Here is a 23,184-nt window from a genome sequence, read left to right on the forward strand (position 1 = left end):
ACTACTGAATAATTAAACCATTATTATTTTACACTAAAATATGTCTAAAGAGTAAACTTTCTTACATGATTTTGTACAAAGTTAACAACAGTATTTACTATTCTCCTTCTATCTATAAGTTTTGGTTTTAATTTTACTTTTACATAACTACTTATATCTTCTTTATTTAAAATTCCAGAATACTCATATTCTGAAACATACAGTTTTAATTCATACTTGTCTAAACCAACATCTTTTGCAAACTCACTAATTTCTTCTTCTTTCTTAATCTCTTCATATTCATTATATGCAACATCTATAGAATTTTCTGGAGTAAGCTTAGGAACAACTTTTTCTAAGAATTCTTTAATTAGATCAACCTTTAATCTTAGTTCTTCATTATCAGCCCTACCTAATTCATTAACTATGTATTTAATATCTGAATCTCTCTTATTTTTATTTCTTAAATCTATATCTCTTATTAGATTCATAATATAACTGACATTAATTTTGTCAGTATGCATAAGCTCTATACAAAAATCAATATCTGATAATATAGATACTTTTTCACCTTTAGCATATTTTAAACTATCATATATCGTAAAATATTTGCTTTTAAAATCTTGATATTCTTGTTCACTCATAACTAATACTTCTTCTTTAAATTCAAATTCTACAAATGTTTGTAGTTTTGATAATATTTTAGAAAGTTCTCTGAAGCATATTATAAATTCTTTTTTTTCTTCTTCTATTTGTATATCATCAACAGAATCTGGAGTAGGAGCTATCTTATACAACTTATCTAATGAACTTTTCCACATTTTTAAATATTCATTATAATCATCCATAATAACTACATTAGTATTATCAGTGTTTGAGAAAAGACAAATAGCTTCATCAGTATTTTTCTTTAAGTTTCTATAACAAACTATGTTCCCATAAGGTTTTGTAATACCATCTATCCTATTAGTTCTTGAATATGCTTGTAATAATTCATGATATTTTAAATTTTTATCTATATATAGAGTATTTAATTTACTACTATCAAATCCAGTTAAAAACATATTTACAACTATCAGCAAATCTATCTTCCCATTTTTCATTTTTTTAGATACATCTTTAAAATAATTAGTAAATGTATCTGTTGAAAAATTTGTATCATAATTTTTATTATAATCATTAATAATTCTATCTAAACTATCTCTTGATTGTTCGTCTCTTCCTTCACTATCTTCATTAACCCCATAACTGAATATGGCTGCTATTTTAAAATCAGGATTCAATTCTTTAAATTTGTCATAATATCTTACAAGTATAGATATATTAGGAACTGTAAATAAAGCACTATATTTTCCATTCCTTGTTTTTAAGTTATGATTTTTAACTATATTTTTTGCTACCAAATCAAGTCTTTCATCACATACAAATACTTCATTAGTATCAATATCTTCTACTTTTGTATCATCATTTTCATCAAATTTTCCCTTAAAAGTTTTTATATATTCTACTGAAAATCCTAATACATTTCCATCATTTATGGCATCTTTTATTAGATATGTATGTAAACATCTACCAAAAAAACTAGATGTTGTTTTTCCATTTTGACTTTTATTTTTAACAAAGCGAGGTGTACCAGTAAATCCAAAATATTGTGCATTAGAAAAATGTTTGTCAATAAGGGTATTCATTTTGCCAAATTGTGATCTGTGGCATTCATCTATTATAAATATAACTTTTTCATTTTTATATCTTTCCATTACTTCTACATGTTTTTTTGACTTTATTGCATTCGCCATTTTTTGTATTGTAGTTAAAATTAAGTTTTTATTTATATCTTCAATTTGTTGAACTAATTTTTTAGTCTTATCTGTGGTATCAACTGAATTTTTTTCAAAACTATTAAATTCTTCTAATGTCTGAGTATCTAAATCCTTCCTATCAACTAAAAAAAATACTTTTTTTATATCTGATTCTTTAGATAATAATTGACTAACTTTAAATGAAGTTAATGTCTTTCCACTACCTGTTGTGTGCCATATATATCCATTTTCATTAGTTTCAGATGCTTGTTTTAATATTTCTTCTACTGCATATATTTGATATGGTCTCATAACCATCAGAAATTTACCACTCCTGTTTAATACCATATACTTAAATATTATTTTAGTAAGATAACTTCGATTTAAAAATGATTTAGTAAATTCTTCAAGCCTATTTATTCTTTTATTTTCTATATTTGTCCAAAAAAAAGTATGAATAAATGAAATATCTTTATCACTATTTGAAAAATATTTTGTTTCCACCCCATTACTAACTATAAAAATTTGAATATATTTATATAATCCTTTAAAAGAATCTTTTCTATAACGATTTATTTGATTAAAAGCTTCCTTTAAATCTAATCCTCTACGTTTTAATTCAATCTGAACTAATGGCAATCCATTTATAAGTATCGTTACATCATATCTATTTACACGCTTTCCTTTAACAGTCGTTTGATGTGTGACTTGAAACTTATTTTCAAACCAATTTTTAGTATTAAACAGTGTTAAATATACATTTGAATCATCTTCTCTTTGAATTATAAATTTATCTCTAAGTATTTTTGCACTTTCATATATTGACTTTCCTTTTAATTGTGCTAGTACACGTTCAAATTCTTTATCTGTAAGTCTTTTTCCCTCAAGATTTTCTTTATTTTGTAAATATAATTGTTCTCTAAAGTTTTCTTCTAACTCTTTTTCACTACTTATATTTATTTGACTATATCCTTGAGTTACTAATTGTTTAATTAATAATTCTTCTAATTCAGGTTCACTTTGATATCCCATAATTTATCCCCTTTAAAATATTTATACTATTATTATACAATGTAAAATATTTCCTATAAAGTTTTCATTAATTAAATGTTCAATTTTTTAGTAAATATTACAAAAATATTATTAAATAGTTTCTCAGAAATTAAATCAGGAATTATTAATAATAATTAAGAACACGAATTAAATTCAGTAATTAGAAAAAGTGGAAATTCTATGTAGTAAGGTAATTGCAATAAATACAATAAAAATTAATTTTTAATAATAATATATTGTTGATGTATTATTATTTTTTTTGAATAAGTTTCTTATTAAATTGTATAATTATATTTATATAATGGAAAATTAAGTTATTATTATGTATAAAAAACTTTCTATTGTGTATATAAATTAATTAGAATAAGCATAAAAAAATAGAGCTAATAGAGATTTTACACTCTTTATAGCTCTATTTAAGTATTTTATTATTTGAATATAAACACTAATAGGAGTAGCCAAAATCAATTTTTTTGAACTACTCCATATATTAAATTGCTATTGCTAGACTTCCATTTTTATTTATGCTCTGAACAATCAATGTTCTTATAAATGCGCCTAGATTATTTATTTCATTATAGTTTGTATCTTCTTCATCAACTGTATATTTATTAAACATATAATCTAATGCTGCTAGAACTCTACTAATACCATATTGCACTGCTAATCCAACTAAGTCATTTATAATAATATCTTTTTCCATTTCTAATTTACTTTTTAAATCTTCTTCAAATAAATTATGTCTATCTAAATTTATCTGAGATAACACTTTACTATAATTAGAACTCAAAGAGCAACCAGTATCGTCAAAGAATTTTAATATTTTTATTCTAATTGATTCTGTATATTTATCTGAGATGGTTTCTTTCGTCTCGTAACGCTTTGTATCTATTGTATCATTACTTATATCAAATAGAGTTTTAGAACTCCTTAAAAAGGCTTCTGTACGCTTGTTTGATTTCTTTATGTATTCTGGAAGTATGGATATAAGATTATCTTTTTTAAATCGTATTCTTTTACCTAACTTACTTCCTTTAGCATCAGCCCAAATTAACTTTTTAATTTCAAGTTTTAACTCATTTACATTTTCAAAACTTAATAAGTGATTTAAAGTATCTAATGACATAGTTAAGTAACCTTTTCCACCATCTTCTTTTTTAAGATGATTCTTGTATTCTTCATCTATAACTATATCGAATTTACCTCTTTTAATTTCTGTAGAATAAACTAATCCAACTTGTAGTAATACATTATGGTTATGTCTAGCTGTAACAACAGAAACATTGCATATATCAGCTATGTTTTTGAATGATACTGATTTTCTAACATAATTTTTATTAGATACTATAAAGTGATATGCTAAATACTGTTTTATAGCACTTTTACTTAAAGTCATACATTTACTTTCACTGGTTACAATCTCTATTGTACCTAGCTCTGTTTCTTTTTCTGTAACATAAGAAAACTCTGATATAGTTTTTAATTTAGGACAATTTGAACAAAATTCATTTAATTTAGTATTGTCAAAAGAAGGGTTATTTTTTATTGCACAAGAATTACAAGCAGAATAATCTATTTTTTCTACTTTCCTTATAGAAGTTTTAAAAACATCTAAGATATCTTTTAGTTTTGATTTTGATATTCTAGCAACTGGTTTTAATACTTGCATAACATAATCCTCCTTTCTGGATAATATTTCTATAAACTTATTATAACACATATAGTTACATGTTGTAAGAATATGTAACACTAGTACTCGTTTTTTTTGATTTTCATGATAGTATTTCTACCACAGTTATACTTTTGTTCTGCTTTCCTTATACTCAATCCGTTATCTAAATCTTCTTTTATTTTCTTTACTTCTTCATCTGTAAATCTCTTGTTTTTCTTGCCTTGATGAACTACATAATACTGTTTATCTTCTAAATCAATGTATTCAATTTCAGAGTTATTTAATTTATCAATATTTTCAAAATTAACTAATACAACTCTTTTATCATTATATTTAATACTCATAATTTTCTCCTTACATAAGATTAATTACTACGGAGTACAGACCATTATTTTTTTATGGATTATTATTAAAAATAGACTTATATAAAAATAATCTAAAAATTTTATATTTATATAAGTTTATCTTAACCAAATTAAAAGTTTTTGTCTATTTGAATTACTACGGAGTACAGACCATTATTCATATTGGAGAGCAGTAATTTCAATACTTATAAATTACTACGGAGATGAGACCATTATTCATGTTAGAGAGTAGCAATTTCAAGATGTGTAAAAGCTGAATTTTAGAATAAAAAAAATTTTTCGACATTATTTTTACCTTAAAAAACAGCTTTTTTAGTGGTTTTTTGAATTACTACGGAGCACAGGCCATTATTTGTACTTTTTGAAAAATACCAAAAAACAATTACTACGGAGCTGAGACCATTATTCATAGTTTTTAATTTTTAAATTCGAGTAATAAGAAACATATAAGATTAATTACTACGGAGTACAGACCATTATTTTTTAATCTACTATATAAGAGGGTAAAGATAAAACTGTATTATTTATTAAACATTTTCTTTTTTCAACATCCTCATAGAACCAAATATCAAAATATCCATATCCTACATCGTATTTTTTTATTATAAATTGGTTTTCCATAATTTCTTTAAGACCATCTTCAATATATTTCATATTGTCTTTTAGTTTATTTTTATTATTTAAATGTACATACCACTTTAGTTGTTCTATATCAAATGTGTACTTTTTGTCCACTATATTTACTCCTTGACTAATTTCAAAGCTTCTTCTACCTTCAAGTAAGTAAGCTAAGTTGATAGATTGTGGTAGTTTTAATTTTTTTAATTCATTTTTATACATTAATTCAGTTGAAACTCTTTCAATTTCTTCAACAAATGCTTTTGTAACTTGAACAGCATTTCTTCCATTTATTTCTTCTATATGAATTCTTGAAAATAGGTTAAAACTTGTTTGAGATTTTAAGCTACCATCTTTTTCATACGTCTCAGTATAAAAAGTATAAAATGGTAACTTCATTAATTTATCTCTTACTTTCTGATAGTTTGCTTTAGCATCTGTCAATCCTAGATACTTTAATAAATCTGATAAGAAAAAAGTATATGAATTTAAATAACTATATGAATAAGCAAATCTGATTATATCTAAGTCTTGTTTGTCTAAGAATAATTTACTAATAGCTTTTTTTTCTGTAGTTTGATTAGTAAGTTCTAATTTTAATCCATCAATGTTTTTAATATCACTTGAATTAGGGTCTAAATTAAATTCATAAAACATATCTATCTGTGTACCAGAATCGTTTATAGCATCATATGGATGTGATTGATATAAATTCTCATCTTTTCTTGCTACATTTAAGTGATTTATTTTTCTCCCTCTAGTGTGAGGTATAAATATACCAGGGGCTAATTGTGATGGACTTTTAATAATTATCTTATTAATATCAAATTCATATTCATCTTGTAATATCTTAGTGACACATAGAATCAAATCGTGTGAAAAGGCTGAATTAATTTTACTATCACTTAGCTCTTCAAGATAAATATAGTCAGATATTTTATAAGATAAATTTGAAGACCATTGTTCAAGAAAATCTTTTCTTATTTCAAGTAATTCTTCAGGACTATCCACAGCGGCAGTAATAATCCTACCAGTTTTTATAAATTCACCCTTAACAATTCCATATTCCTTTTTCAATAATTTATTTGCTGTTTTATTCATAGACTCTAATGTCATTCTCATCCATCTTTTTTTTAAGTCCCATGCATTTTTACTATGTTTTTTTCTTAATCGTTTAGCTTTGGTAGGAGTATCCAATTCATCAATCTTATCAGCAATTGTAGAATATACAAAATCTTCAAAAATAGGCTTTACTTTTTCAGTAGGTAAATCATTTCGTATTCTGAAAATCTCAAAAAACTTTTTTGTTAATAATTTAAATGTCTCTGTATCATAAATAGCATGTATAATTAAATCTATTTTATTTAGATTTATGTTATTTTCTTTTATATCTTTACTCATAGATTACTCCTTTTTAACATATTTTTGCTTATAAATAGATAAAACTTCCTGTATCTTAAAATTTAAATTGTTATCTTCTTTGAACTCTTTTAAACTTTTGTTCGTCCAACAACCAGATTGAGTATATTTTTTTTCATTTACTTGCATTTGATGCATAATACCAGAAATTTTTAGATTAGTGAAATTCAACTGCACTTTATTATCTAAGTAATCATTAATTATAAGTAATCTTTTACGAATTGTTGAGTATCCTATCTCTTTTAATCCATTTCCATATCTAGCATCTGGTTTAGTTTTAATTAGATATTCAGAATTAGAATTAAATAGATAAAATTCAGCCGCATTACTACCTTGCTCTAGATATTGTTTGTACTCTTTCTGCTCTAATGTTTCTTTTGTAAAATCAAATAAGAACTTGTCCAATTTAAACTCTGTATCCTTTAATTTTATTAATCTTTTTTCTAAATCTATGTCTTTTATTTTTATACCTCTTATGTCTTCAGCATCTTTACCAATGAGTCCACAAAAAGCTGCGTAAATTATAAACTTATCTTGTGCATTAGTTAACTTATTACATACTTGAAGGACTTCATCTTTTGTTAGGTATTTTGATAAATCAAATTCAGCAACTAAATCTTTTGGCTTATAAAAGTGAATATCATAGTTTAAAGTTTTAAATATCTTGTTAATCTTGAAAATTATAGCCATTATAGCATTGTATGTTTTATCCTGACTCATATCTCTTACAATTTTTTCTTTATCATTACCTACTATCTCAACAATATAGTCATTTTCCTTTTCAATAAGCTTTTCTTCTTTAGCAAACCAAAATATTAAAACTTTATAAACTTTGAGTATGCCAATCCTTGTTTTTTCATCTTCATTTTGTAATAACTCTGATAATACATTTTCATTTTTTAAATTATAATTCATATGTTCAAACATCCCTTTTTTTATTATATATATGTATTATAGCATTTACCTTCTCCGATTTAAATAAAAAATAAAAAAATAACCTCAAATAATGAGATTATTTATATTAAAACTATGATTTTATTGTCATTTTTATTTATCGTACTTTTTTATGTATTCTAATAAAGCCATGCTCATTAAATCAGACTTATTAAACTCTCTATATTTTTCACAAAACTCATCAAATAAATTCCAAGCATCTTTATTCAACCTAACTGTAGTTCTTATAGCATCTTTTGAAGGTAAATCAATCTTAATACCATCTTGTACAACCTCTATTACATTTTTATCTTCTTTATTCTCAAACCAGTTTAATACATCTTGTATCTTGTCATAGTCTTTTGCTAAAGAAATTATGTTATTTTTAAATTGATTGTCAATTACTATGTTATGACTGTTGTCATCTTCTATTGTCATATTAAATATACTATCATTATTACTCTGTAATTTATTATTTATTACCTTTGTCATACCATTGTCACCAATAAATACATACTCATCATTTATACGCTTATAACCTCTTTTAGTGAGATATTTTCTTACACTACTTTCAGATACACCAAGCTCTATGGCAACTTTAGTCAAGCTCTTACTATTATTTAACTTATTATTAATATATTCAACTATATATGTTATATCGTTATTTTTTAAATTATTCCAAGTCATGTAATCACCTCAATTTAAGTATACTATATGAGATTACGATTGTCATACTATGTTAATCTTTTAATTCTATCTTTTATCTACATATACTTCTAAACTATATCATATTTTTACAATATTATATCTATCAAACAATATATAGCTAAACTTAGAATACATAAAATTATCCACCCAATAAAACTCTCCTTTTTATTATCAAACATATTTAAAAACTTTAATGAGTCTTTAAATATTGAAATAGATAATTTAATAATTATACAAATTGCTAATGACATAAATAATATTTTGAGCATTTTTTTCTCCTTATTAATATAGATTGTATTTTAAATTATAACTAAAAAATGTCCTAAAATATACAATATAATAGGACATTTTTTAGTTATAATTTAAAAATTTAGTTGTTGAATAATATTTTTAAAATAACCATTTTAATAGATATTAACTAATTTGATGATATTCTCTCCACTGAAAAGTATCCCCTTCTTTTTTAAGCCACCAATAGTCTTCATGTGAACAACCATGACATTTTTTACATATCTCCCAAGGGTCATAGAAATCTAATCCAAGACCTTCTAGGATACTATTTAACCCATGTCTTTCTTCTGGCATGACTCTATCACCTATAAAATCTCTTATATTCTTATCATTAGGCTGATAATCAAGCCTTAAATCTGTGTAGTCATATAGTAGTGGTGGCAAATAATTTATAAGATAAGGCGTAAAACCACTATACCTTTAGGTTAGTGGATGTAAGCCTATCCCTGATTCTGTATATATCTTTCAATAGTTTCCTTAGAAATATCCCCGATACTACAAGCAAAATATCCATCTGACCAAAAGGTCTTCTCCTTCCAGAAATATTTGTTAAGGTATAATTGATTATTATTAATTCGCCAAATTCTATAAGTTGAAATTTGCTTGAACCATCTTACTATCTCCAATATAGAAACTGTTGGTCTGTATTTAACTAATAGATGCACATGATTTTTATCAGCTTCCATTTCAACCATGATTAAATCTTTTTCTTTTGCTATATCACTAAGAATATGCTTAATTTCATCGCCGAATTTAATTAACAAGTTTTTTCTATATTTACATACAAATATCAGATGTACCAATAACAAACACTTAGAATGATTTCTACTAACATAATCCATGACTCCAATTTAATCCCTTCTTAAAGATATATGGCTTAATTAGTTTTACATTTGGTACTTTTTTGATTCCTTTTAAAGCTATGTATTTTCCCTCATTTTGACTACCTTTAACTGTATAAACTTTACTCTCATATTTAATTAAGTCATTAGGCTGATATAATGATTTTTTCTTCCTTATTCTTCTTTGACCTTTAGATATTTTTTGACCTCTAAACACCTTAAGATTTTCAGAATTTAAATTTTTATTTCTAGTTCTTCTTCCACAATTAAGTTCACTTGCAGAAACTTTTTCACCAGTTCTATTATCTATATATTTAGCATCATAGAATTTTTCAAGACTTCTATTATTTAATCTTGACTGTTCAACTTTAAATATTTCTAAATTTCTAACTTGATTAACACCTTTAGCTATAGCAAAAGCATCATTAAAATGACTTTTTTCTATACCATGTTCAATTCTATGATTTTTAGTCAAATAACCATAAGTTGCTTTAATGTTAGTATATTTTTCTTTCAACTGTTCCAATAAGTACCATCTTATCATTGACATAAATGTAGCATCTTTGAAACCTCTAACTTTTTTACCATTTTCACACCAATCATATAGAAATTTCCCTTTTTTATGATTAGGAGATGTATGACACTTATTGCATAAAGTTATCAAATTACTAGGAGCATCAGAACCACCCTCCCTCTTGTACTTAATATGATGAATTTCTAATATCTGTTCTTTACTCTTATTCTTACAATTAGGATTTTGACATATATGTCCATCTCGATGAAGTACATATTCTCTAACATTCCAGAAACTCATTTGTTCTCCCTGCTGATATTCTACACCAGATATATCAGGATTCTTGATTTTTTGTATATCAAAATTAGCAACCTCTAATACTATATTTCTGATAGGCAATATAGTATTAAGATAATCTATAAATTTAACATGAGTATCTAACTTATGTTGTAAACTTGGTGCTAACCATCCTTGTCTTATTTTTCTATTGTTCCATCTAGGTTTTCTATATCTTAATCTTTGTCTCCTAATTTTTCTATACTGACTTTTTTCTAATAATCTATCTTTTATACCTTGAAGCAATTTTACTTCTCCAACTATTAATTCTTTACTATCTGTTATAGCTGAAAAGCCTATATTTAAATATCCACTATCTATTCCCAATGTTATAGTTTGAATATATTCAGTATCTGTCTTATACAACAACTGTATAGTAAATGGGTTAGCTCTTTTAACAGTAGCTTTCTTTTGGTTTAATAATTTTCTAGCCTTTGCATTAGTAGTAGGCATTAATGGTTTTCCTTCAAAATTAATTACATATACCATAGTATAATCCTTTCAGATAATTTAACCTCACCTTATGGTGGTAGACTCTCTTCGCCAATGTTATGAAAGGTTTTGAATATACCACACTTCACCTGCCATCAGTGATGTTTAATGATATACCGTAGAGTTCAGGACTAGAGAAGTATCCTGAAGTACCTATATATTCTTACATAACGTAGTGTAAACTTAGGCTATTCAACTAGCTTTTTACAAGCTACTACCCTTTAGGGTAGTTGGCGGTTGACAGCTATTAACACCAAACTTTTTTCTATAATCTTTCCATAGTGAAAAGTATACTCTTTTTCTTAATTTAGCATCTTCATAAGCTGAAAAATTTAAACATTGATATATTTGTATTACCTTTCTATTTACTAAATTTCTAATAGTTTCTTGTTGATTGTAGTCTATGGTAGAAAAATCATATAGAATATTAACTTTTTCTTCTAATTCCTGTTGCCCAGATTCAAGTTCTGCTTGTCTTTGTTCTAGTTTGATTATAACTTTTAACTCTGGAGATAAGTTTTCAAAAGGGTCATTTAACTTTTTTCTCATATTGAAGTATTCATCCATTATTTTATCGTGTATTTCCCAAGCCAAATCAGTATCCATTATCTTAATTAACTTTGAGTAACCTCTTTCAGATAATAAAAATATATTATCAGCTTGAGTTATAGATTGCTTGGCATAACCTAATTCTATCAACGTGTGGCTATCGCCCACACGTTTTAAATCTATATAATCTATATTATCTTTGAATCTTTTTATATTGTCTGATATTCTACGTCTAATTTCTCTATTCGGTTGATTATGTATTTCAGATATAGTCTTATCCGTCATACATTTTTTATCTTCACCAAAACCACCTTCTATAACCAGTATTTCTAAATTCATAAACTTTTGTTTTCCTTTAACTTTTAATTCATTCACTTTTTCCATCTCCCTTTTTAAATTATTAAATGTAGTTATTATGAGTTTTAAAATAGTAACTACATTTTTATGTTAAATTACAATTTAATTAAAAATTGGCATAATAACTTTGTATTGACTAAATGAATCCCTTTTACACTCAGTAGACATTGTTATGTCTAGTAATGTTCTCACTTCTTGTTATTATTTACCATATTCTTCAAAATATCTAAATTATCATATATATATTTAATACCATTTAAGAATTGAGTTTGTTGTTTGATATATCTTCTTATATCTCTACTTTTTGGATATTTGACCAATAAGTCCTTAAATTTTTCAATCATTTCATTTCTTGCATCAATATCATTTTCTATGTATTCCAATTGATTTAATATAGATAACTTATCATTATTATTCATTTGTGCCACCTCCAGTTGACAAGGAATAATAATATTCTATATAAGTATTAATACAATTAGTTAAATCAATTTTACTATCCAATGTTAAGTACCAGTCACCCATACAAGAAGGATAAAAGTAATATTTATTATCCTGTTTTATATAAACAATTGAACTTCCATCGCTTAGAAACACTTTAATGTTTCCATTGTAATTTAACTTATTAACCACATATGTTTTACTTGAATGACTTATATTGCTAGATAATTCTTTGTAAGTATTAACTGCTCTGTGCAACTCTTTTTTATTATCAAAGCTATAGTTCCAATCACCTAAGCAAACAGGATAGAAATTATAAACTTGCTCTTTAGTATCATATAAAACTACACTTTCATCTTCTAACACTTCAATAACTCTATCTGTAGTTTCTACATAAAAATTATCTAATTCGGCAGCCTTAACTTCTATTGATCCAACAACTCCTATAATAATTAAACCTAATAACATTCCTATAATCATACTTTTTAAATTTTTCATTTTAGTACCCTCCTAGTTTATAATCACGAACTCGTACAAGCTCGTATAAGCTCTTTGAATAACCTCTTAATGTATTTATACCTTTGCGTTTTTATACTTTTTAAAATCTTTTTATCAAATTACTATCATTATCATTTAAGTTTTAGAATGATAGTAATTTGATAACTCATATATGCTATTAAAATTAATATTTTATTCACTTTAATACTTAATTTGAATATTCTGTAATCTATTAAATATATTAATTTTCCAATTGTAAATCTTTTTTAAATGTTCTACATGAGTCTCATCTTGTTCTTTTATATATCGTTCTTTTAAAAAGATTTCTTTTTCTATTTGAATTATTAAATCTTCAATATTATTACTCCCATATTCTAATTTAAAATTATTATATCTATCTCGAAGAGAATAAAAAGAAGTATTATCTGAGTAACTTTGTTTATGCAAACTTAATATTAATGATTGATTATCAAGTTTACATACTTCTGTAAATAAGATTTTGTTTCCTATTATTTTTTTATTATTTATTATTTCTTTTCCAATTTGATAACATGCTCCACATGTAGAACTATTAAAATCCATATTACATAAGAATAAACTATCATTTATTCTATGATATAAATTATTATTTACAATATAATAATTTCTTGAACTATTAAACCTCCTATCTTCTATCCATTCTCCATTTGAATTTTTATGATACTTTATTATTTCATATTCTTGTATTAAATTTCCAAAATTGTCTTCAAACTGTTTAAAATTTACGCTTCTTAATTTATTTTCCATATTGTTTACCGCCATTTCCTATTTTTTATTAAGAGTTTAATTTTATTTACTTTAATGCTTAACCACCTGTTTTTAAATATTTGACTATATCTAGTAATTAACTGGTATTTTTAATAATCTATTATCTTTACTCATTCCTATTTTGTATAAGTCTTTTTCAAATGTATGACATCTGATAGTTATAGACTCTTCATCCATAGAATAAAGGCTTATTTTAGAATATTTTTCTCCTAATTTTTCTCTTATTTCTTTATCTATTTTTTCATAAGCTTTATTTCTTGCTATAGTTCTTTTTCTGTTCAACTTATGGTCATCCATTAAATTACACTCATGTCTATTCCTATGTACTCTATAGCCTTCCATCCAGTCTAAAACCTCTATAGTGTCAAACTTACAGTTAAGATTTTCATTTATATAATTTGTTAATTCCCTTTTTGAATATCCCTTAAAAAATGTATTATTCAATTTTATTCTTGAAACATTTTCATCAGTCGATACACTAATGTTAAAACAATGGTCAATATGTGTATACCACCCAAATCTTTTTGAAGTTTTACAATTTAGTATACTTCCTCCTAGCTCTAAATATATTTTATCTCCATTACCATTTATAAAAGCGGTTCTAATTCTATGATTTCCAACATCTGAACCCTTTTCATATATATTCATTCCAGCACCTTCAAACAATAATATTTTTTTCATTTTTATATCCTCCTAATATTTTATACCAACTTAAAAGTTGAATTTTATTTATATTCTTATATTCATTACTTTATTTTTACTTCTATTCCAGTTATCTCTTTAAAAATATCAGCATCAAAATTAGGTATGTCCATAATAATTTTCTTTTCTTCTTCAGTTAAACTATCCCACATATCTTTATACATCTCTTTGAATGTAGAAAATACTTTCAAATAACCATGATTGATTAAATATTCTGGATTATTTTCTTTTTCTTCTTCTGTCATGTCATCAATATGAATCCATTTTTCTAAATAACTATTTCTTTTTAAAATATTTCGTGCCTCGCTATTCATCCAATCCTCATATGTTAAATCAGTTTCTTTATTAAACATCCTAATTTTTGGAACATCTGTACAAAATATACCTGTATTATAATCTCCTATGTTCCATTCTCCTGTATTACATTTTCCTATATTATAATTTCCTGTATTCCAATTTCCCACATTACAATATCCTGTATTGTCATCCCCTATATTATCATGTCCTGAGTTACGATTCCCTCTATTGTCATTTCCTGTATTCCAATTTCCTGTATTCCTATCACCTGTATCGAAACTTCCCATATTATAATCTCCTGTATTCCAATTTCCTGTATTGTTGTATCCCGTATTACAATCTCCTTTATTGCCATGTCCTGTATTCCTATCGCCTGTATTGCTATGTCCTGTATTACAATCTCCTTTATTATAACTCCCTATATTACTATCTTCTGTATTACAATCTCTTGTATCTACATTATTTTTATTATCAATTAAGCTATCATAATCTAATTTTAAATCGAATAATAAATTATATACTTTTGTATCCGTTATAGTAAATACTTCCCAACTTACAATGTCACATATTCCCTTATCTTTTAAATCAATTTCACCTGTATTATTTTCAATATAATCCTCCACTAATTCAACTATTATATTTTTTCTAGTATATTTTTTTACATTTCTTACAAGTACTTGAAAAACTGGATGGTCTTCATTATCGTAAAATACTACTATTCTATTCATGTTATTGCCTCCTGTTATATTAAATTTAAATTTTATTTACTTATACTATTTTTTAGTTTTAGCAATATAGCTTAGATACTTTTTACTATATTCTTGTATCTTTGTACTTTCTTTAGCTCTCTTATAAATTGTCTCTTCATCAGTATTTGACTTATATTTTCCCTTACCTCTTCCAAAGTCAAAAGGATAAACAAGTCTCATATTACATAATTCTTGCATTACTAAATTAGCATATTTCCAGACAGTAACTTTATAATATTTTGGTTCGCAGAACCCTATTCCTATTAATCTTTCTATAATGTTATCAAGTTCAATATTTGATTTTTTTTCAATTATTTCATTCATTTTTATATCCTCCTATAATTTATTAGCTTGTTTTAATAATTCTAACTGATTACTATTCCCACATTTTAATAAAATACTTTCTGTATTACTCCAATAGCTACTATCTAAATCCTTTTTAAACAACAATTTTATCTTGATTATTAATTTTTTCATAATTTATTCCCCTTTCAATTTTTTTATTGGAAGTGGCGTTTTTGAAGAACGCCCTAAAACTTTTTTAGTTAATTACGGCTATACTATTCGATGCTATATAAGCACCATTTGTAATTAAACACTCACCATATTCCTTATAGTTAAAATATTTTTTAAGTGTTTCTATATCTAAATTGTCAATTCCACCTAGATTTTCAATAGAATTATATGCTAATTCAATTTCTTTACTAGGATTTTCACCATCAAGTAATGTAAAATCGTGTTTTTCTAATAAATTAGAAATATCATTTTCAAGTATTGTATCAATATCTATATAGTCACCTTCAAGCAAAGCCTCTAATTGTCCAAACTCAGCGATATCTAGTTCTTCAATTTTCTCAGCCAATTGATTTAGTTGTTTTATGTTGCTATATTCTTCTATTTCTAATCCTTTCATATCTGTTTCAAAATCAGTTATGGAATATTCCTCATATTCTTCATTGATGCCTATTCTATTTAATATTTCTTGTAATTCTTCCTCGTTTACTGGAAGTTTAGCCCATTCTCCTATCAATTCACCTTCATTGTATTTCCCTAAGTTAGTTATGTATATATTTAGCATTTTTATATCCTCCTTATAATTGTTCGCTTATTTAATATGGTAAAAACGGCGAGTTATATTTTATTATTATTCCCTCTTGTACTTTTCTTGATTTTATTATATTACATATTCGCCAATAATGCAATATGTTTTTGTAGATATTTTATTAAAAAATTTTTACATTTCTATTTCTAACAACTCAGATGGTTCTATATCTAATACAAAGCAAATCTTTTCAAACTCACTAATTGTAAACTCTCTATGTCCATTTTCTTTTTTTGAATATGTTTTAAAAGTTATTCCTATAGCAGTACTTAATTGTTGTTGTGTAAATTTCTTTTCTACTCTTAATTCTTTAAGTCTAGCTAAATTCATGTCATACCTCCTAGTAATATTATTATAGAATAATAATATCATATTAAAGAGTTATATAAAAGACACTCAATACTTCAAGTGTCTTTTTTACGTACTACTATTTAATTGATTTAAGTCTTGCAATCTCATTCCAATTTTTAGATGTAGCCATTTCTACAAAATTCATATTATCATCAATTCTATCCAAATGCTTATCTACTTCGTTTATATCTGTCTTAGCGATAAGTATATCTTTGTGTATGTAATCAAGTTTTTTGTCTACTTCATCAAAGCGATTGCCCATATCAACTTTTACTTCTTTCACTTCATTTTCGATACTATCAAGTCTACTTTCAATTCCATTAAGTCGATTATCCATTTTTTGTAATAATTCTAATATTTTTTCATCCATTAATACCACACTCCTACTTAATTGCTTTAAGTGTTGCTATATCATTCAGATTATAATTAGTAATAGTTTCTATTTTATTAATGTCTAATTGCATAAGTTTTATACTTCTTTTTGTATCTTCTGTTTTTAAATCTAATTTTATTATATCGCCTTTTATTTCTTTTAAATCGTCTTTAATTTCAACTTGTCCAGTTTTTAAGTCCTTAATATCGCCTTCAATGCCATCTAGTCTAGTATTAATTCCTTTTATTTCTCCTTGCATTTCTTGTAACAATTCTAATATTTTTTCATCCATGCCGTTCACACTCCTATTTTATTATTATATCATAATTCAAGTGTTGTATTCTAACACTTACTAAAATAATCTAAAATAAATAGCTTAAATAATTTTAGTAAATATTAGATAGTTTATGACCAATGTAGGTGTTAAGCAGTACAAACTATAATTTTAATGCTCAATCTTTAGTACTTTTGATAATGCAGTACTTCACAACTGCTATGTCGTATTAAGTTGTATTGAGTGCCATTTTAGGAGCAACTAAGTTGATACCTCAGATTTTTGTAGGCTAACAACTGGAAACCTTTATTAATTTTATTTACTTACTTAATTTACTCAATGTTGGGAACACCTCACCAACTAGTATTATTAATTAGCTAGAGTTTTAAGAAGCCTTCGCCTGTTACTTCATTTGAGAGGTGGCTTTGTATTTTCTTTGTTCTCCCTTGCTATGATTTAATTATACTGTGTTTAGAACAAAATTACAAGTAAAAATGTTCTAAAAAATATAAAAAATATTGGAATCTACTCTAAATCAAGTAATTCCAATGGTTCTACATTTAAAAATTTTAAGATATTTTCGACTTCTGAAATGGAAAATTCCCTTTTTCCTGCCTCTTTATAGCTGTATGCTCTTTGAGATATATTTATATAAGTAGCAAACTGTTGCTGACTGTATCCTCTTTCTATTCTTAATTCTTTAAGTTTATCAAGTTTCATTTTTACCACTCCTTTTTACTACATATATTATATAATATTTTAAGAATAGTATTTTGTCAAATTTGACAATATTGTAAGAATAAACAAATCACTATAAACTAGAATTATATATAGATTATTTTTTATATTCGATTCTAAAAATAAAAGGTGCAAAATATAAAACAGATGTATTACAACACGCTTAGAATGGTTTTAAATGGCTTGTATCATATATTATGTTGTGTAAATCTGCTATAATATAACCATATTAAAAAATGTCACGGGTTACATACTTATATAAATATATATATCATTATGTAACCTGTGGAAAAAATTATAAAAATATAAAAGTACTTAACAAAATGTCAAGTACTTTTTATGTATTATTGTAATTTTATTTTTATTTCTTCTAACTGTTCCATATTTCTAGCTACTTGGTCAGTCGCTCCATTTAGCTTTCTATTAATCTTAATTACTCTAGTTTCTATTGCATTTAACTTAATGTCAACCACATCAAAGTTATCTTTAATAGAAGTCATTTCCTCGGCTGTTGAAATAGATTGATTATATAGTATATCTTGTTTCTTTTCAATACTATCAAGTCTGTTTTCGATACTATCAAATCTGGTATTCATATCTGTTTTTACTTCTTTTAATTCATTTTCAATTCCATTAAGTTTACTATCCATTTTCTGTAATAGTTCTAATATTTTTTCATCCATCACGACCACGCTCCTTTTATTATTATAACATAATATTAAGTACTATATTCAAGTACTTAATAAAACAATCCGTAAATTATTTTACTAAATACTTGATGTGTTTTTGATAATGACATGCTTCATAACTACTATGTCATATTTAGTTTTCAATATTATTTATTAGCTTAGAGTTTTAAGAAGGTTCTTCGCCTGTTACTTCTGTGAGAGGTGGCTCTGTGTTTTCTTGTTCTCCCTTGCTATGATTTAATTATACGACGTTTTGTCTTTAAAGTCAATGATAATTCTAAAAAACATTAATAAAAAAAGACATTAAGTCTTGAATAACGGCAATTACAAGACATTGAGTCTTAAAAAAATTGTATTTAATATATCTTTATGTTATTATTTATATAAAGAATAGGGGTGATACAATGAACAGATTAAGAGAATTAAGGAAAGAAATGAATTTATCTACTCAAGAAATTGCAAATAAACTAAATGTACATTATACAAGTATTCAAAATTGGGAAAATGGCAGAAGAAAAATAGATATAGATAAATTAAAAGATTTAGCAAAATTATATGATGTATCATTAGATTATATAACTTGTCTTACAGACGATAGAGAGAATACACAACTAGAAGAAGAAGAAAAACAACTATTAAATAATTATAGAGAGTTAGACACTAAAAGTAAAACAATAGTACAAGAACAAATTAATACATTAAAAAAACTACTGTAAGCTAGATATATAATTCTAGCTTATTTTTATATTCGATTTTAAAAAAGAAAGGTACAAACATAAAGTGGGTATGTTACAATGTGCTTAAAATGGATTTAAATAGCTTGTATGATGTATTGTTATAATAAAATAGACTAGATATATTACAATCTAGTCTATTGAGTATTATTAAATTATTTTATTTAATGTTAAGTATCTCCCTTGCTTCTATATCATAAAGATTTATAAGCTTTTCAATTTCTGATGCCGTAAACTCTGTTTTGCCTTTTTCTTTATTTTGATAACTTCTTACGGACATATTTAAATGATATGCTAGTTCGGTTGGAGTTAATTTATTATCTTTTCTTAATTGTGAAACTTTGTCTAGTTTCATTCTATCACCTACTTTACAAATAAACTATATACATGGCTTTTAATGCAAAATAAAGGAATATACATAATCCTAAAAATCGAAGTATTTTAAAGATTGTATTTGTATGTTGGTTCATTAAATCACCTCTTGTATAATTAATATTGGGTGTGTTACAATATACCTATATAATGTACTTATAGGTATATTGTAAGGGTTTTATGTTATCTTTAATTAAATATAATATAGATAAAAATAAAAACCCAGCCTAATAAAGATATTAAAGATATAAAAATATGTTCAGCAGATTGAATTATCTGAACTATGAGCTTTTCAAGTTGTCCTACCAACTCGATTAGCTCTTTTATTTTGTCTTTAGTGAACTTCATCAAGACACCCCCCCAATATTAAATTATTTAGTAAGTTTTTCTTACTATGATTAGATAATATCATAAATGGAATAATATGTAAATATATTTCGGTAAAATATTTCTGAAATATATTAGCACATTAAAATAGACTAGATATATTACAACCTAGTCTATTGAGTGTTACACTATACATTTTTTCTGTCTAACAAACTTAATATTTCCTTATCACTTAAATTTAGTACATCGAATATCTTTTCTAAGTCTCCAATATAGAAAGGTCTTTGCCCGTTCTCCTTACTTGAATAACTTCGATAAGACATATCAATATAAGTAGATAATTGTTGTTGTGTTAGTCCCCTTTCAAGTCTGTATTGTTTCAATAAATCTAGTTTCATTAATCAGTACCCACCTCCTAAAACAATCGTTTAATGTTTATTATTAATGCAATAATAACTATTAAACAACCAACACCATACAATATACATGTTTTAGTATCTCTTTTCATAGCTTGTTTAAATGTGTTATAATATATAGTAGACGTATCACCCATACAAGAGTCGGTACACTCTTGTATAGGCTTATTGTTTTACTTATTAATAAAACAATAGATAGTTATTAGAGAACTTATTATACTCACTATGTTAAAGGTTATAATAAAAACTTTCTTTAACAATAAAACTTTGCTGATACGTCTACTATGCTTACCCACATTATTGTTCCCCCTTTATGTTAAATTTTGGTACAAGTTTATTATACCATGAACGACTACAATGTTGCAAGTATAAACGTGATAATTATGAAGTGTATTATTTATATATTTGTTCAAGTCTAGTTATGTCAATGCTTATAAGTCCTAAAATTTGTTTAATATTATGATATTGAATTAATGTCAAGTTAATGTCTATATTAATGTCTATAAGACTTTCTAATCCATAACAAAAATTTTCATATAAGATAAGTGATATTTTATATAAAACCTAATACTTTAAAGTTCACATAATATAGTGATTACAATAGTTTTATAGCGTATAAAAAGTAATAACTGACATTTTACTGACAAATTAAAATAATATACCTTTAAAGATATTGAAAATACTAGGTTTTGTAAAAATGGCATAGAATACTTGATTTTATGCCGTGTATTACTGACAAAAATAACGATTTAGAAAATGAGTAAAAAGCAATACTTATATTAATTAAATAAGATAAAAATGATATTTAATATAATAAATTAAAGTAAAAATAGATAGGGGGTATTTTTAGGAAAGTGACTTGTTTGTGGATAAATAATTGTGTGTAGTCCTTTCATTTCCACATCTCAAAAAAAACATATAAATGCAGACGGATTTACAGACGAGATGAACCTGCATTTTTCGTATAAAATCATATTATGTCTAAAGATAATTCTAAGGATTTCATTCTAAAATTCTACTTTGAATAAGAAAAATATATACTGAAAAGGTATGTATGTATTATTTAGAAAATTACTAAAAAAATATAAAAGGATAAATTGTTAATATTGTTTTGTAATATAGGTCATTTTATTAAATTTAAATTAAAATATCGTCTGTAAGAAAATAAATTTCAATATTCTGCTGAAAACTAAAACTTATGATTGAGATAAACATAGATAATATATTTAAATGTATTAAAATTTTGATGTATATTTAGGTTGAATACAGTTCAAATATAAACTAAAAAGCATTACAAATATTTTTTAGTGTATATTTGAACTATAAATAGTTTGAAATTAGTATGGATTTAAACTTAAATATAAAATATGTCATTTTATAGTTGAATTTTTGTGCAATTTTAATGCAAAAATTAACTATTTATATGATATAATGTATATAGAAAATATTTACTTAGGAGGAATAAAAATGGAAGAAAATTACCAAGTTATAGGATTAGATATAGGAAGAGGATATGTAAAAGGATATAGTAAATATAATGGAATGGTTAAAGAATGTTTATTTAAATCAGTGTTTGGTGATGGAAGAAATATAGATTTTGAGAAACATGAAAATCCAATATATATAGATTTCGAAAGTGTGAGTTATTTTGTTGGTTCGTTGGCAGAAAAAGAAAGTATAACACCTATTAGAAATTCTGATGATTCAAAAACGTCTTTTACAATGAGAATATTAGTTGCAGCAGCTCTTAATGAAATAGCTGTAGCTGATGAAGTAAAAATAATGATGGGTGTTCCATATAAGTCGTTTAGAAAAACTACATTAAAAGAAGTGATAGATACATATAAAGGTAAGACTTTTAAAGTAAAAGATAAAATAAAAGGTGGACACAAAGAAATAAAAATATCTGATATATCAATTTTTAGAGAAGGAGATGCTGCATTATTTCATACATTAGAAGGAAAAGTAAATGAAGATAAGGCTGTTGGCATGGTTTCAATAGGTTTTAGAAGTACTGAGATGTCTTTCTTTGAAAAGGGTTTTGTATTTAATGATAAACTATCTGATACATTAGAAGCTGGAAATCAGGATGCATTAACAATGGTTCAGAAACAATTAAAGGATAGGGGAATAATAAGAGAACTTAATGAGATAGATAGTTCTAATGATTATGATGAACTTAAAAAGGTTGCTTATATAATGGCTTCTGAAAGTACTGCTCAAAGAATTTCCTCTAAGTGGAAAAATATTGATGAGATGGATGTATATGTGTCTGGTGGTACTGCATTACATATGACATTTGACAATAGATTTAAAGTGTCCCAAGATGCTCAAATGGCTACATCTAAGGGCTTATTTGAAGTAGGTATGGAACAATTCTAGGAGTGGTA

28 protein-coding genes are annotated in these 23,184 nt (G+C 25.2%); 2 read left to right on the plus strand and 26 right to left on the minus strand.

The genetic code is table 11. The features are described 5' to 3' along the window. Nucleotides 1-44: 44 nt before the first annotated feature. The 23 genes from IR151_RS17385 to IR151_RS17495 form a co-directional block, all read right to left on the minus strand. On the minus strand, nucleotides 45-2,810 hold the full coding sequence (locus IR151_RS17385; protein ID WP_074438449.1) for a type I restriction endonuclease subunit R: 2,766 nt from the start codon (nucleotides 2,808-2,810) through the stop codon (nucleotides 45-47). A 511-nt stretch (nucleotides 2,811-3,321) separates the two neighbouring features. After that, nucleotides 3,322-4,500 carry a hypothetical protein gene (locus tag IR151_RS17390; RefSeq protein WP_227436873.1) on the minus strand — a complete coding sequence of 393 codons (1,179 nt, stop codon included), beginning with the start codon at nucleotides 4,498-4,500 and terminating at the stop codon, nucleotides 3,322-3,324. 80 nt (nucleotides 4,501-4,580) lie between these two features. After that, nucleotides 4,581-4,847 carry a helix-turn-helix domain containing protein gene (locus tag IR151_RS17395; RefSeq protein WP_074438451.1) on the minus strand — a complete coding sequence of 89 codons (267 nt, stop codon included), beginning with the start codon at nucleotides 4,845-4,847 and terminating at the stop codon, nucleotides 4,581-4,583. Between the two features lie 504 nt (nucleotides 4,848-5,351). Beyond that, a complete protein-coding gene (locus IR151_RS17400) occupies nucleotides 5,352-6,887 on the minus strand; it encodes a hypothetical protein (protein ID WP_074438452.1) in 1,536 nt (511 codons plus the stop codon). A gap of 3 nt (nucleotides 6,888-6,890) precedes the next feature. After that, entirely contained in the window at nucleotides 6,891-7,820 is a 930-nt protein-coding gene (locus tag IR151_RS17405; protein ID WP_227436875.1) for a hypothetical protein, read from the minus strand. A gap of 132 nt (nucleotides 7,821-7,952) precedes the next feature. Next, nucleotides 7,953-8,525 (minus strand): integrase, encoded by a 573-nt coding sequence (locus IR151_RS17410; RefSeq protein ID WP_227436876.1) that lies wholly within the window; start codon nucleotides 8,523-8,525, stop codon nucleotides 7,953-7,955. Nucleotides 8,526-8,960: 435 nt separating this feature from the next. Continuing rightward, entirely contained in the window at nucleotides 8,961-9,131 is a 171-nt protein-coding gene (locus IR151_RS17415; RefSeq protein WP_227436878.1) for a hypothetical protein, read from the minus strand. Between the two features lie 146 nt (nucleotides 9,132-9,277). Continuing rightward, entirely contained in the window at nucleotides 9,278-9,679 is a 402-nt protein-coding gene (gene tnpA, locus IR151_RS17420) for an IS200/IS605 family transposase (protein WP_227436880.1), read from the minus strand. Beyond that, nucleotides 9,666-11,018 carry an RNA-guided endonuclease IscB gene (gene iscB, locus IR151_RS17425; protein WP_227436882.1) on the minus strand — a complete coding sequence of 451 codons (1,353 nt, stop codon included), beginning with the start codon at nucleotides 11,016-11,018 and terminating at the stop codon, nucleotides 9,666-9,668. The genes tnpA and iscB overlap by 14 nt, the downstream gene beginning before the upstream one ends. A 207-nt stretch (nucleotides 11,019-11,225) precedes the next feature. Next, entirely contained in the window at nucleotides 11,226-11,945 is a 720-nt protein-coding gene (locus IR151_RS17430) for an ORF6C domain-containing protein (protein ID WP_227436884.1), read from the minus strand. A 170-nt stretch (nucleotides 11,946-12,115) separates the two neighbouring features. Then, nucleotides 12,116-12,346 (minus strand): hypothetical protein, encoded by a 231-nt coding sequence (locus IR151_RS17435; RefSeq protein ID WP_227436886.1) that lies wholly within the window; start codon nucleotides 12,344-12,346, stop codon nucleotides 12,116-12,118. Further along, a complete protein-coding gene (locus tag IR151_RS17440) occupies nucleotides 12,339-12,863 on the minus strand; it encodes a hypothetical protein (RefSeq protein WP_227436888.1) in 525 nt (174 codons plus the stop codon). Before IR151_RS17440 ends, IR151_RS17435 begins: the two co-directional genes overlap by 8 nt. 201 nt (nucleotides 12,864-13,064) lie before the next feature. Next, nucleotides 13,065-13,649 (minus strand): hypothetical protein, encoded by a 585-nt coding sequence (locus IR151_RS17445; protein ID WP_227436890.1) that lies wholly within the window; start codon nucleotides 13,647-13,649, stop codon nucleotides 13,065-13,067. Nucleotides 13,650-13,739: 90 nt separating this feature from the next. Then, on the minus strand, nucleotides 13,740-14,351 hold the full coding sequence (locus tag IR151_RS17450) for a hypothetical protein (protein WP_227436892.1): 612 nt from the start codon (nucleotides 14,349-14,351) through the stop codon (nucleotides 13,740-13,742). A gap of 65 nt (nucleotides 14,352-14,416) precedes the next feature. Next, nucleotides 14,417-15,397, minus strand: a complete 981-nt coding sequence (locus IR151_RS17455) for a hypothetical protein (protein ID WP_227436894.1) — start codon at nucleotides 15,395-15,397, stop codon at nucleotides 14,417-14,419. A gap of 45 nt (nucleotides 15,398-15,442) precedes the next feature. Further along, nucleotides 15,443-15,742 (minus strand): hypothetical protein, encoded by a 300-nt coding sequence (locus IR151_RS17460; protein WP_227436896.1) that lies wholly within the window; start codon nucleotides 15,740-15,742, stop codon nucleotides 15,443-15,445. 12 nt (nucleotides 15,743-15,754) lie between these two features. Then, a complete protein-coding gene (locus IR151_RS17465) occupies nucleotides 15,755-15,895 on the minus strand; it encodes a hypothetical protein (protein WP_227436898.1) in 141 nt (46 codons plus the stop codon). 64 nt (nucleotides 15,896-15,959) lie between these two features. Then, complete coding sequence (locus tag IR151_RS17470; RefSeq protein ID WP_227436900.1) at nucleotides 15,960-16,496, minus strand: antirestriction protein ArdA; 537 nt, start codon at nucleotides 16,494-16,496, stop codon at nucleotides 15,960-15,962. A gap of 156 nt (nucleotides 16,497-16,652) precedes the next feature. Further along, nucleotides 16,653-16,850, minus strand: coding sequence for a helix-turn-helix domain-containing protein (locus IR151_RS17475; protein ID WP_021383038.1), 198 nt, complete (start codon nucleotides 16,848-16,850; stop codon nucleotides 16,653-16,655). A 97-nt stretch (nucleotides 16,851-16,947) separates the two neighbouring features. Further along, nucleotides 16,948-17,241, minus strand: coding sequence for a hypothetical protein (locus tag IR151_RS17480; RefSeq protein WP_227436902.1), 294 nt, complete (start codon nucleotides 17,239-17,241; stop codon nucleotides 16,948-16,950). Nucleotides 17,242-17,254: 13 nt separating this feature from the next. Next, nucleotides 17,255-17,536, minus strand: a complete 282-nt coding sequence (locus IR151_RS17485; protein ID WP_227436904.1) for a hypothetical protein — start codon at nucleotides 17,534-17,536, stop codon at nucleotides 17,255-17,257. A gap of 507 nt (nucleotides 17,537-18,043) precedes the next feature. Continuing rightward, a complete protein-coding gene (locus IR151_RS17490) occupies nucleotides 18,044-18,238 on the minus strand; it encodes a helix-turn-helix transcriptional regulator (RefSeq protein WP_021373110.1) in 195 nt (64 codons plus the stop codon). Nucleotides 18,239-18,600: 362 nt separating this feature from the next. Beyond that, nucleotides 18,601-18,939 (minus strand): hypothetical protein, encoded by a 339-nt coding sequence (locus IR151_RS17495; RefSeq protein WP_074174559.1) that lies wholly within the window; start codon nucleotides 18,937-18,939, stop codon nucleotides 18,601-18,603. Nucleotides 18,940-19,349: 410 nt separating this feature from the next. On the opposite strand from IR151_RS17495, the gene IR151_RS17500 reads away from it, so the two are divergent. Beyond that, the gene (locus IR151_RS17500; RefSeq protein WP_227436906.1) at nucleotides 19,350-19,661 is read left to right on the plus strand and encodes a helix-turn-helix domain-containing protein; all 312 of its coding nucleotides are present in this window, start codon (nucleotides 19,350-19,352) and stop codon (nucleotides 19,659-19,661) included. 178 nt (nucleotides 19,662-19,839) lie between these two features. Here the strand turns inward: IR151_RS17500 and IR151_RS17505 are convergent, their stop codons facing one another. The 3 genes from IR151_RS17505 to IR151_RS17515 form a co-directional block, all read right to left on the minus strand. Continuing rightward, the gene (locus tag IR151_RS17505; RefSeq protein ID WP_167641004.1) at nucleotides 19,840-20,034 is read right to left on the minus strand and encodes a helix-turn-helix domain-containing protein; all 195 of its coding nucleotides are present in this window, start codon (nucleotides 20,032-20,034) and stop codon (nucleotides 19,840-19,842) included. Between the two features lie 206 nt (nucleotides 20,035-20,240). Then, nucleotides 20,241-20,399: a hypothetical protein gene (locus IR151_RS17510; protein ID WP_167641003.1), complete on the minus strand. Its 159-nt coding sequence runs from the start codon at nucleotides 20,397-20,399 to the stop codon at nucleotides 20,241-20,243. 167 nt (nucleotides 20,400-20,566) lie between these two features. Continuing rightward, entirely contained in the window at nucleotides 20,567-20,776 is a 210-nt protein-coding gene (locus tag IR151_RS17515) for a helix-turn-helix domain-containing protein (protein WP_227436908.1), read from the minus strand. Nucleotides 20,777-22,261: 1,485 nt separating this feature from the next. Between IR151_RS17515 and IR151_RS17520 the strand changes: the two genes are divergently transcribed. Further along, nucleotides 22,262-23,176: a ParM/StbA family protein gene (locus IR151_RS17520; RefSeq protein ID WP_227436909.1), complete on the plus strand. Its 915-nt coding sequence runs from the start codon at nucleotides 22,262-22,264 to the stop codon at nucleotides 23,174-23,176. Nucleotides 23,177-23,184: the final 8 nt, after the last annotated feature.

This window comes from Clostridioides sp. ES-S-0006-03 (genome assembly GCF_020662275.1).
GTDB lineage: Bacteria > Bacillota > Clostridia > Peptostreptococcales > Peptostreptococcaceae > Clostridioides.

Bases quoted from the DNA above. Each gene is read 5' to 3' on its own strand.
- IR151_RS17385 (WP_074438449.1), bottom strand. From the start codon at position 2,810: ATGGGATATCAAAGTGAACCTGAATTAGAAGAATTATTAATTAAACAA.
- IR151_RS17390 (WP_227436873.1), bottom strand. From the start codon at position 4,500: ATGCAAGTATTAAAACCAGTTGCTAGAATATCAAAATCAAAACTAAAA.
- IR151_RS17395 (WP_074438451.1), bottom strand. From the start codon at position 4,847: ATGAGTATTAAATATAATGATAAAAGAGTTGTATTAGTTAATTTTGAA.
- IR151_RS17400 (WP_074438452.1), bottom strand. From the start codon at position 6,887: ATGAGTAAAGATATAAAAGAAAATAACATAAATCTAAATAAAATAGAT.
- IR151_RS17405 (WP_227436875.1), bottom strand. From the start codon at position 7,820: ATGAATTATAATTTAAAAAATGAAAATGTATTATCAGAGTTATTACAA.
- IR151_RS17410 (WP_227436876.1), bottom strand. From the start codon at position 8,525: ATGACTTGGAATAATTTAAAAAATAACGATATAACATATATAGTTGAA.
- IR151_RS17415 (WP_227436878.1), bottom strand. From the start codon at position 9,131: ATGCCAGAAGAAAGACATGGGTTAAATAGTATCCTAGAAGGTCTTGGA.
- tnpA (WP_227436880.1), bottom strand. From the start codon at position 9,679: ATGGATTATGTTAGTAGAAATCATTCTAAGTGTTTGTTATTGGTACAT.
- iscB (WP_227436882.1), bottom strand. From the start codon at position 11,018: ATGGTATATGTAATTAATTTTGAAGGAAAACCATTAATGCCTACTACT.
- IR151_RS17435 (WP_227436886.1), bottom strand. From the start codon at position 12,346: ATGAATAATAATGATAAGTTATCTATATTAAATCAATTGGAATACATA.
- IR151_RS17440 (WP_227436888.1), bottom strand. From the start codon at position 12,863: ATGAAAAATTTAAAAAGTATGATTATAGGAATGTTATTAGGTTTAATT.
- IR151_RS17445 (WP_227436890.1), bottom strand. From the start codon at position 13,649: ATGGAAAATAAATTAAGAAGCGTAAATTTTAAACAGTTTGAAGACAAT.
- IR151_RS17450 (WP_227436892.1), bottom strand. From the start codon at position 14,351: ATGAAAAAAATATTATTGTTTGAAGGTGCTGGAATGAATATATATGAA.
- IR151_RS17455 (WP_227436894.1), bottom strand. From the start codon at position 15,397: ATGAATAGAATAGTAGTATTTTACGATAATGAAGACCATCCAGTTTTT.
- IR151_RS17460 (WP_227436896.1), bottom strand. From the start codon at position 15,742: ATGAATGAAATAATTGAAAAAAAATCAAATATTGAACTTGATAACATT.
- IR151_RS17465 (WP_227436898.1), bottom strand. From the start codon at position 15,895: ATGAAAAAATTAATAATCAAGATAAAATTGTTGTTTAAAAAGGATTTA.
- IR151_RS17470 (WP_227436900.1), bottom strand. From the start codon at position 16,496: ATGCTAAATATATACATAACTAACTTAGGGAAATACAATGAAGGTGAA.
- IR151_RS17475 (WP_021383038.1), bottom strand. From the start codon at position 16,850: ATGAATTTAGCTAGACTTAAAGAATTAAGAGTAGAAAAGAAATTTACA.
- IR151_RS17480 (WP_227436902.1), bottom strand. From the start codon at position 17,241: ATGGATGAAAAAATATTAGAATTATTACAAAAAATGGATAATCGACTT.
- IR151_RS17485 (WP_227436904.1), bottom strand. From the start codon at position 17,536: ATGGATGAAAAAATATTAGAATTGTTACAAGAAATGCAAGGAGAAATA.
- IR151_RS17490 (WP_021373110.1), bottom strand. From the start codon at position 18,238: ATGAAACTTGATAAACTTAAAGAATTAAGAATAGAAAGAGGATACAGT.
- IR151_RS17495 (WP_074174559.1), bottom strand. From the start codon at position 18,939: ATGGATGAAAAAATATTAGAACTATTACAGAAAATGGATAGTAAACTT.
- IR151_RS17500 (WP_227436906.1), top strand. From the start codon at position 19,350: ATGAACAGATTAAGAGAATTAAGGAAAGAAATGAATTTATCTACTCAA.
- IR151_RS17505 (WP_167641004.1), bottom strand. From the start codon at position 20,034: ATGAAACTAGACAAAGTTTCACAATTAAGAAAAGATAATAAATTAACT.
- IR151_RS17510 (WP_167641003.1), bottom strand. From the start codon at position 20,399: ATGAAGTTCACTAAAGACAAAATAAAAGAGCTAATCGAGTTGGTAGGA.
- IR151_RS17515 (WP_227436908.1), bottom strand. From the start codon at position 20,776: ATGAAACTAGATTTATTGAAACAATACAGACTTGAAAGGGGACTAACA.
- IR151_RS17520 (WP_227436909.1), top strand. From the start codon at position 22,262: ATGGAAGAAAATTACCAAGTTATAGGATTAGATATAGGAAGAGGATAT.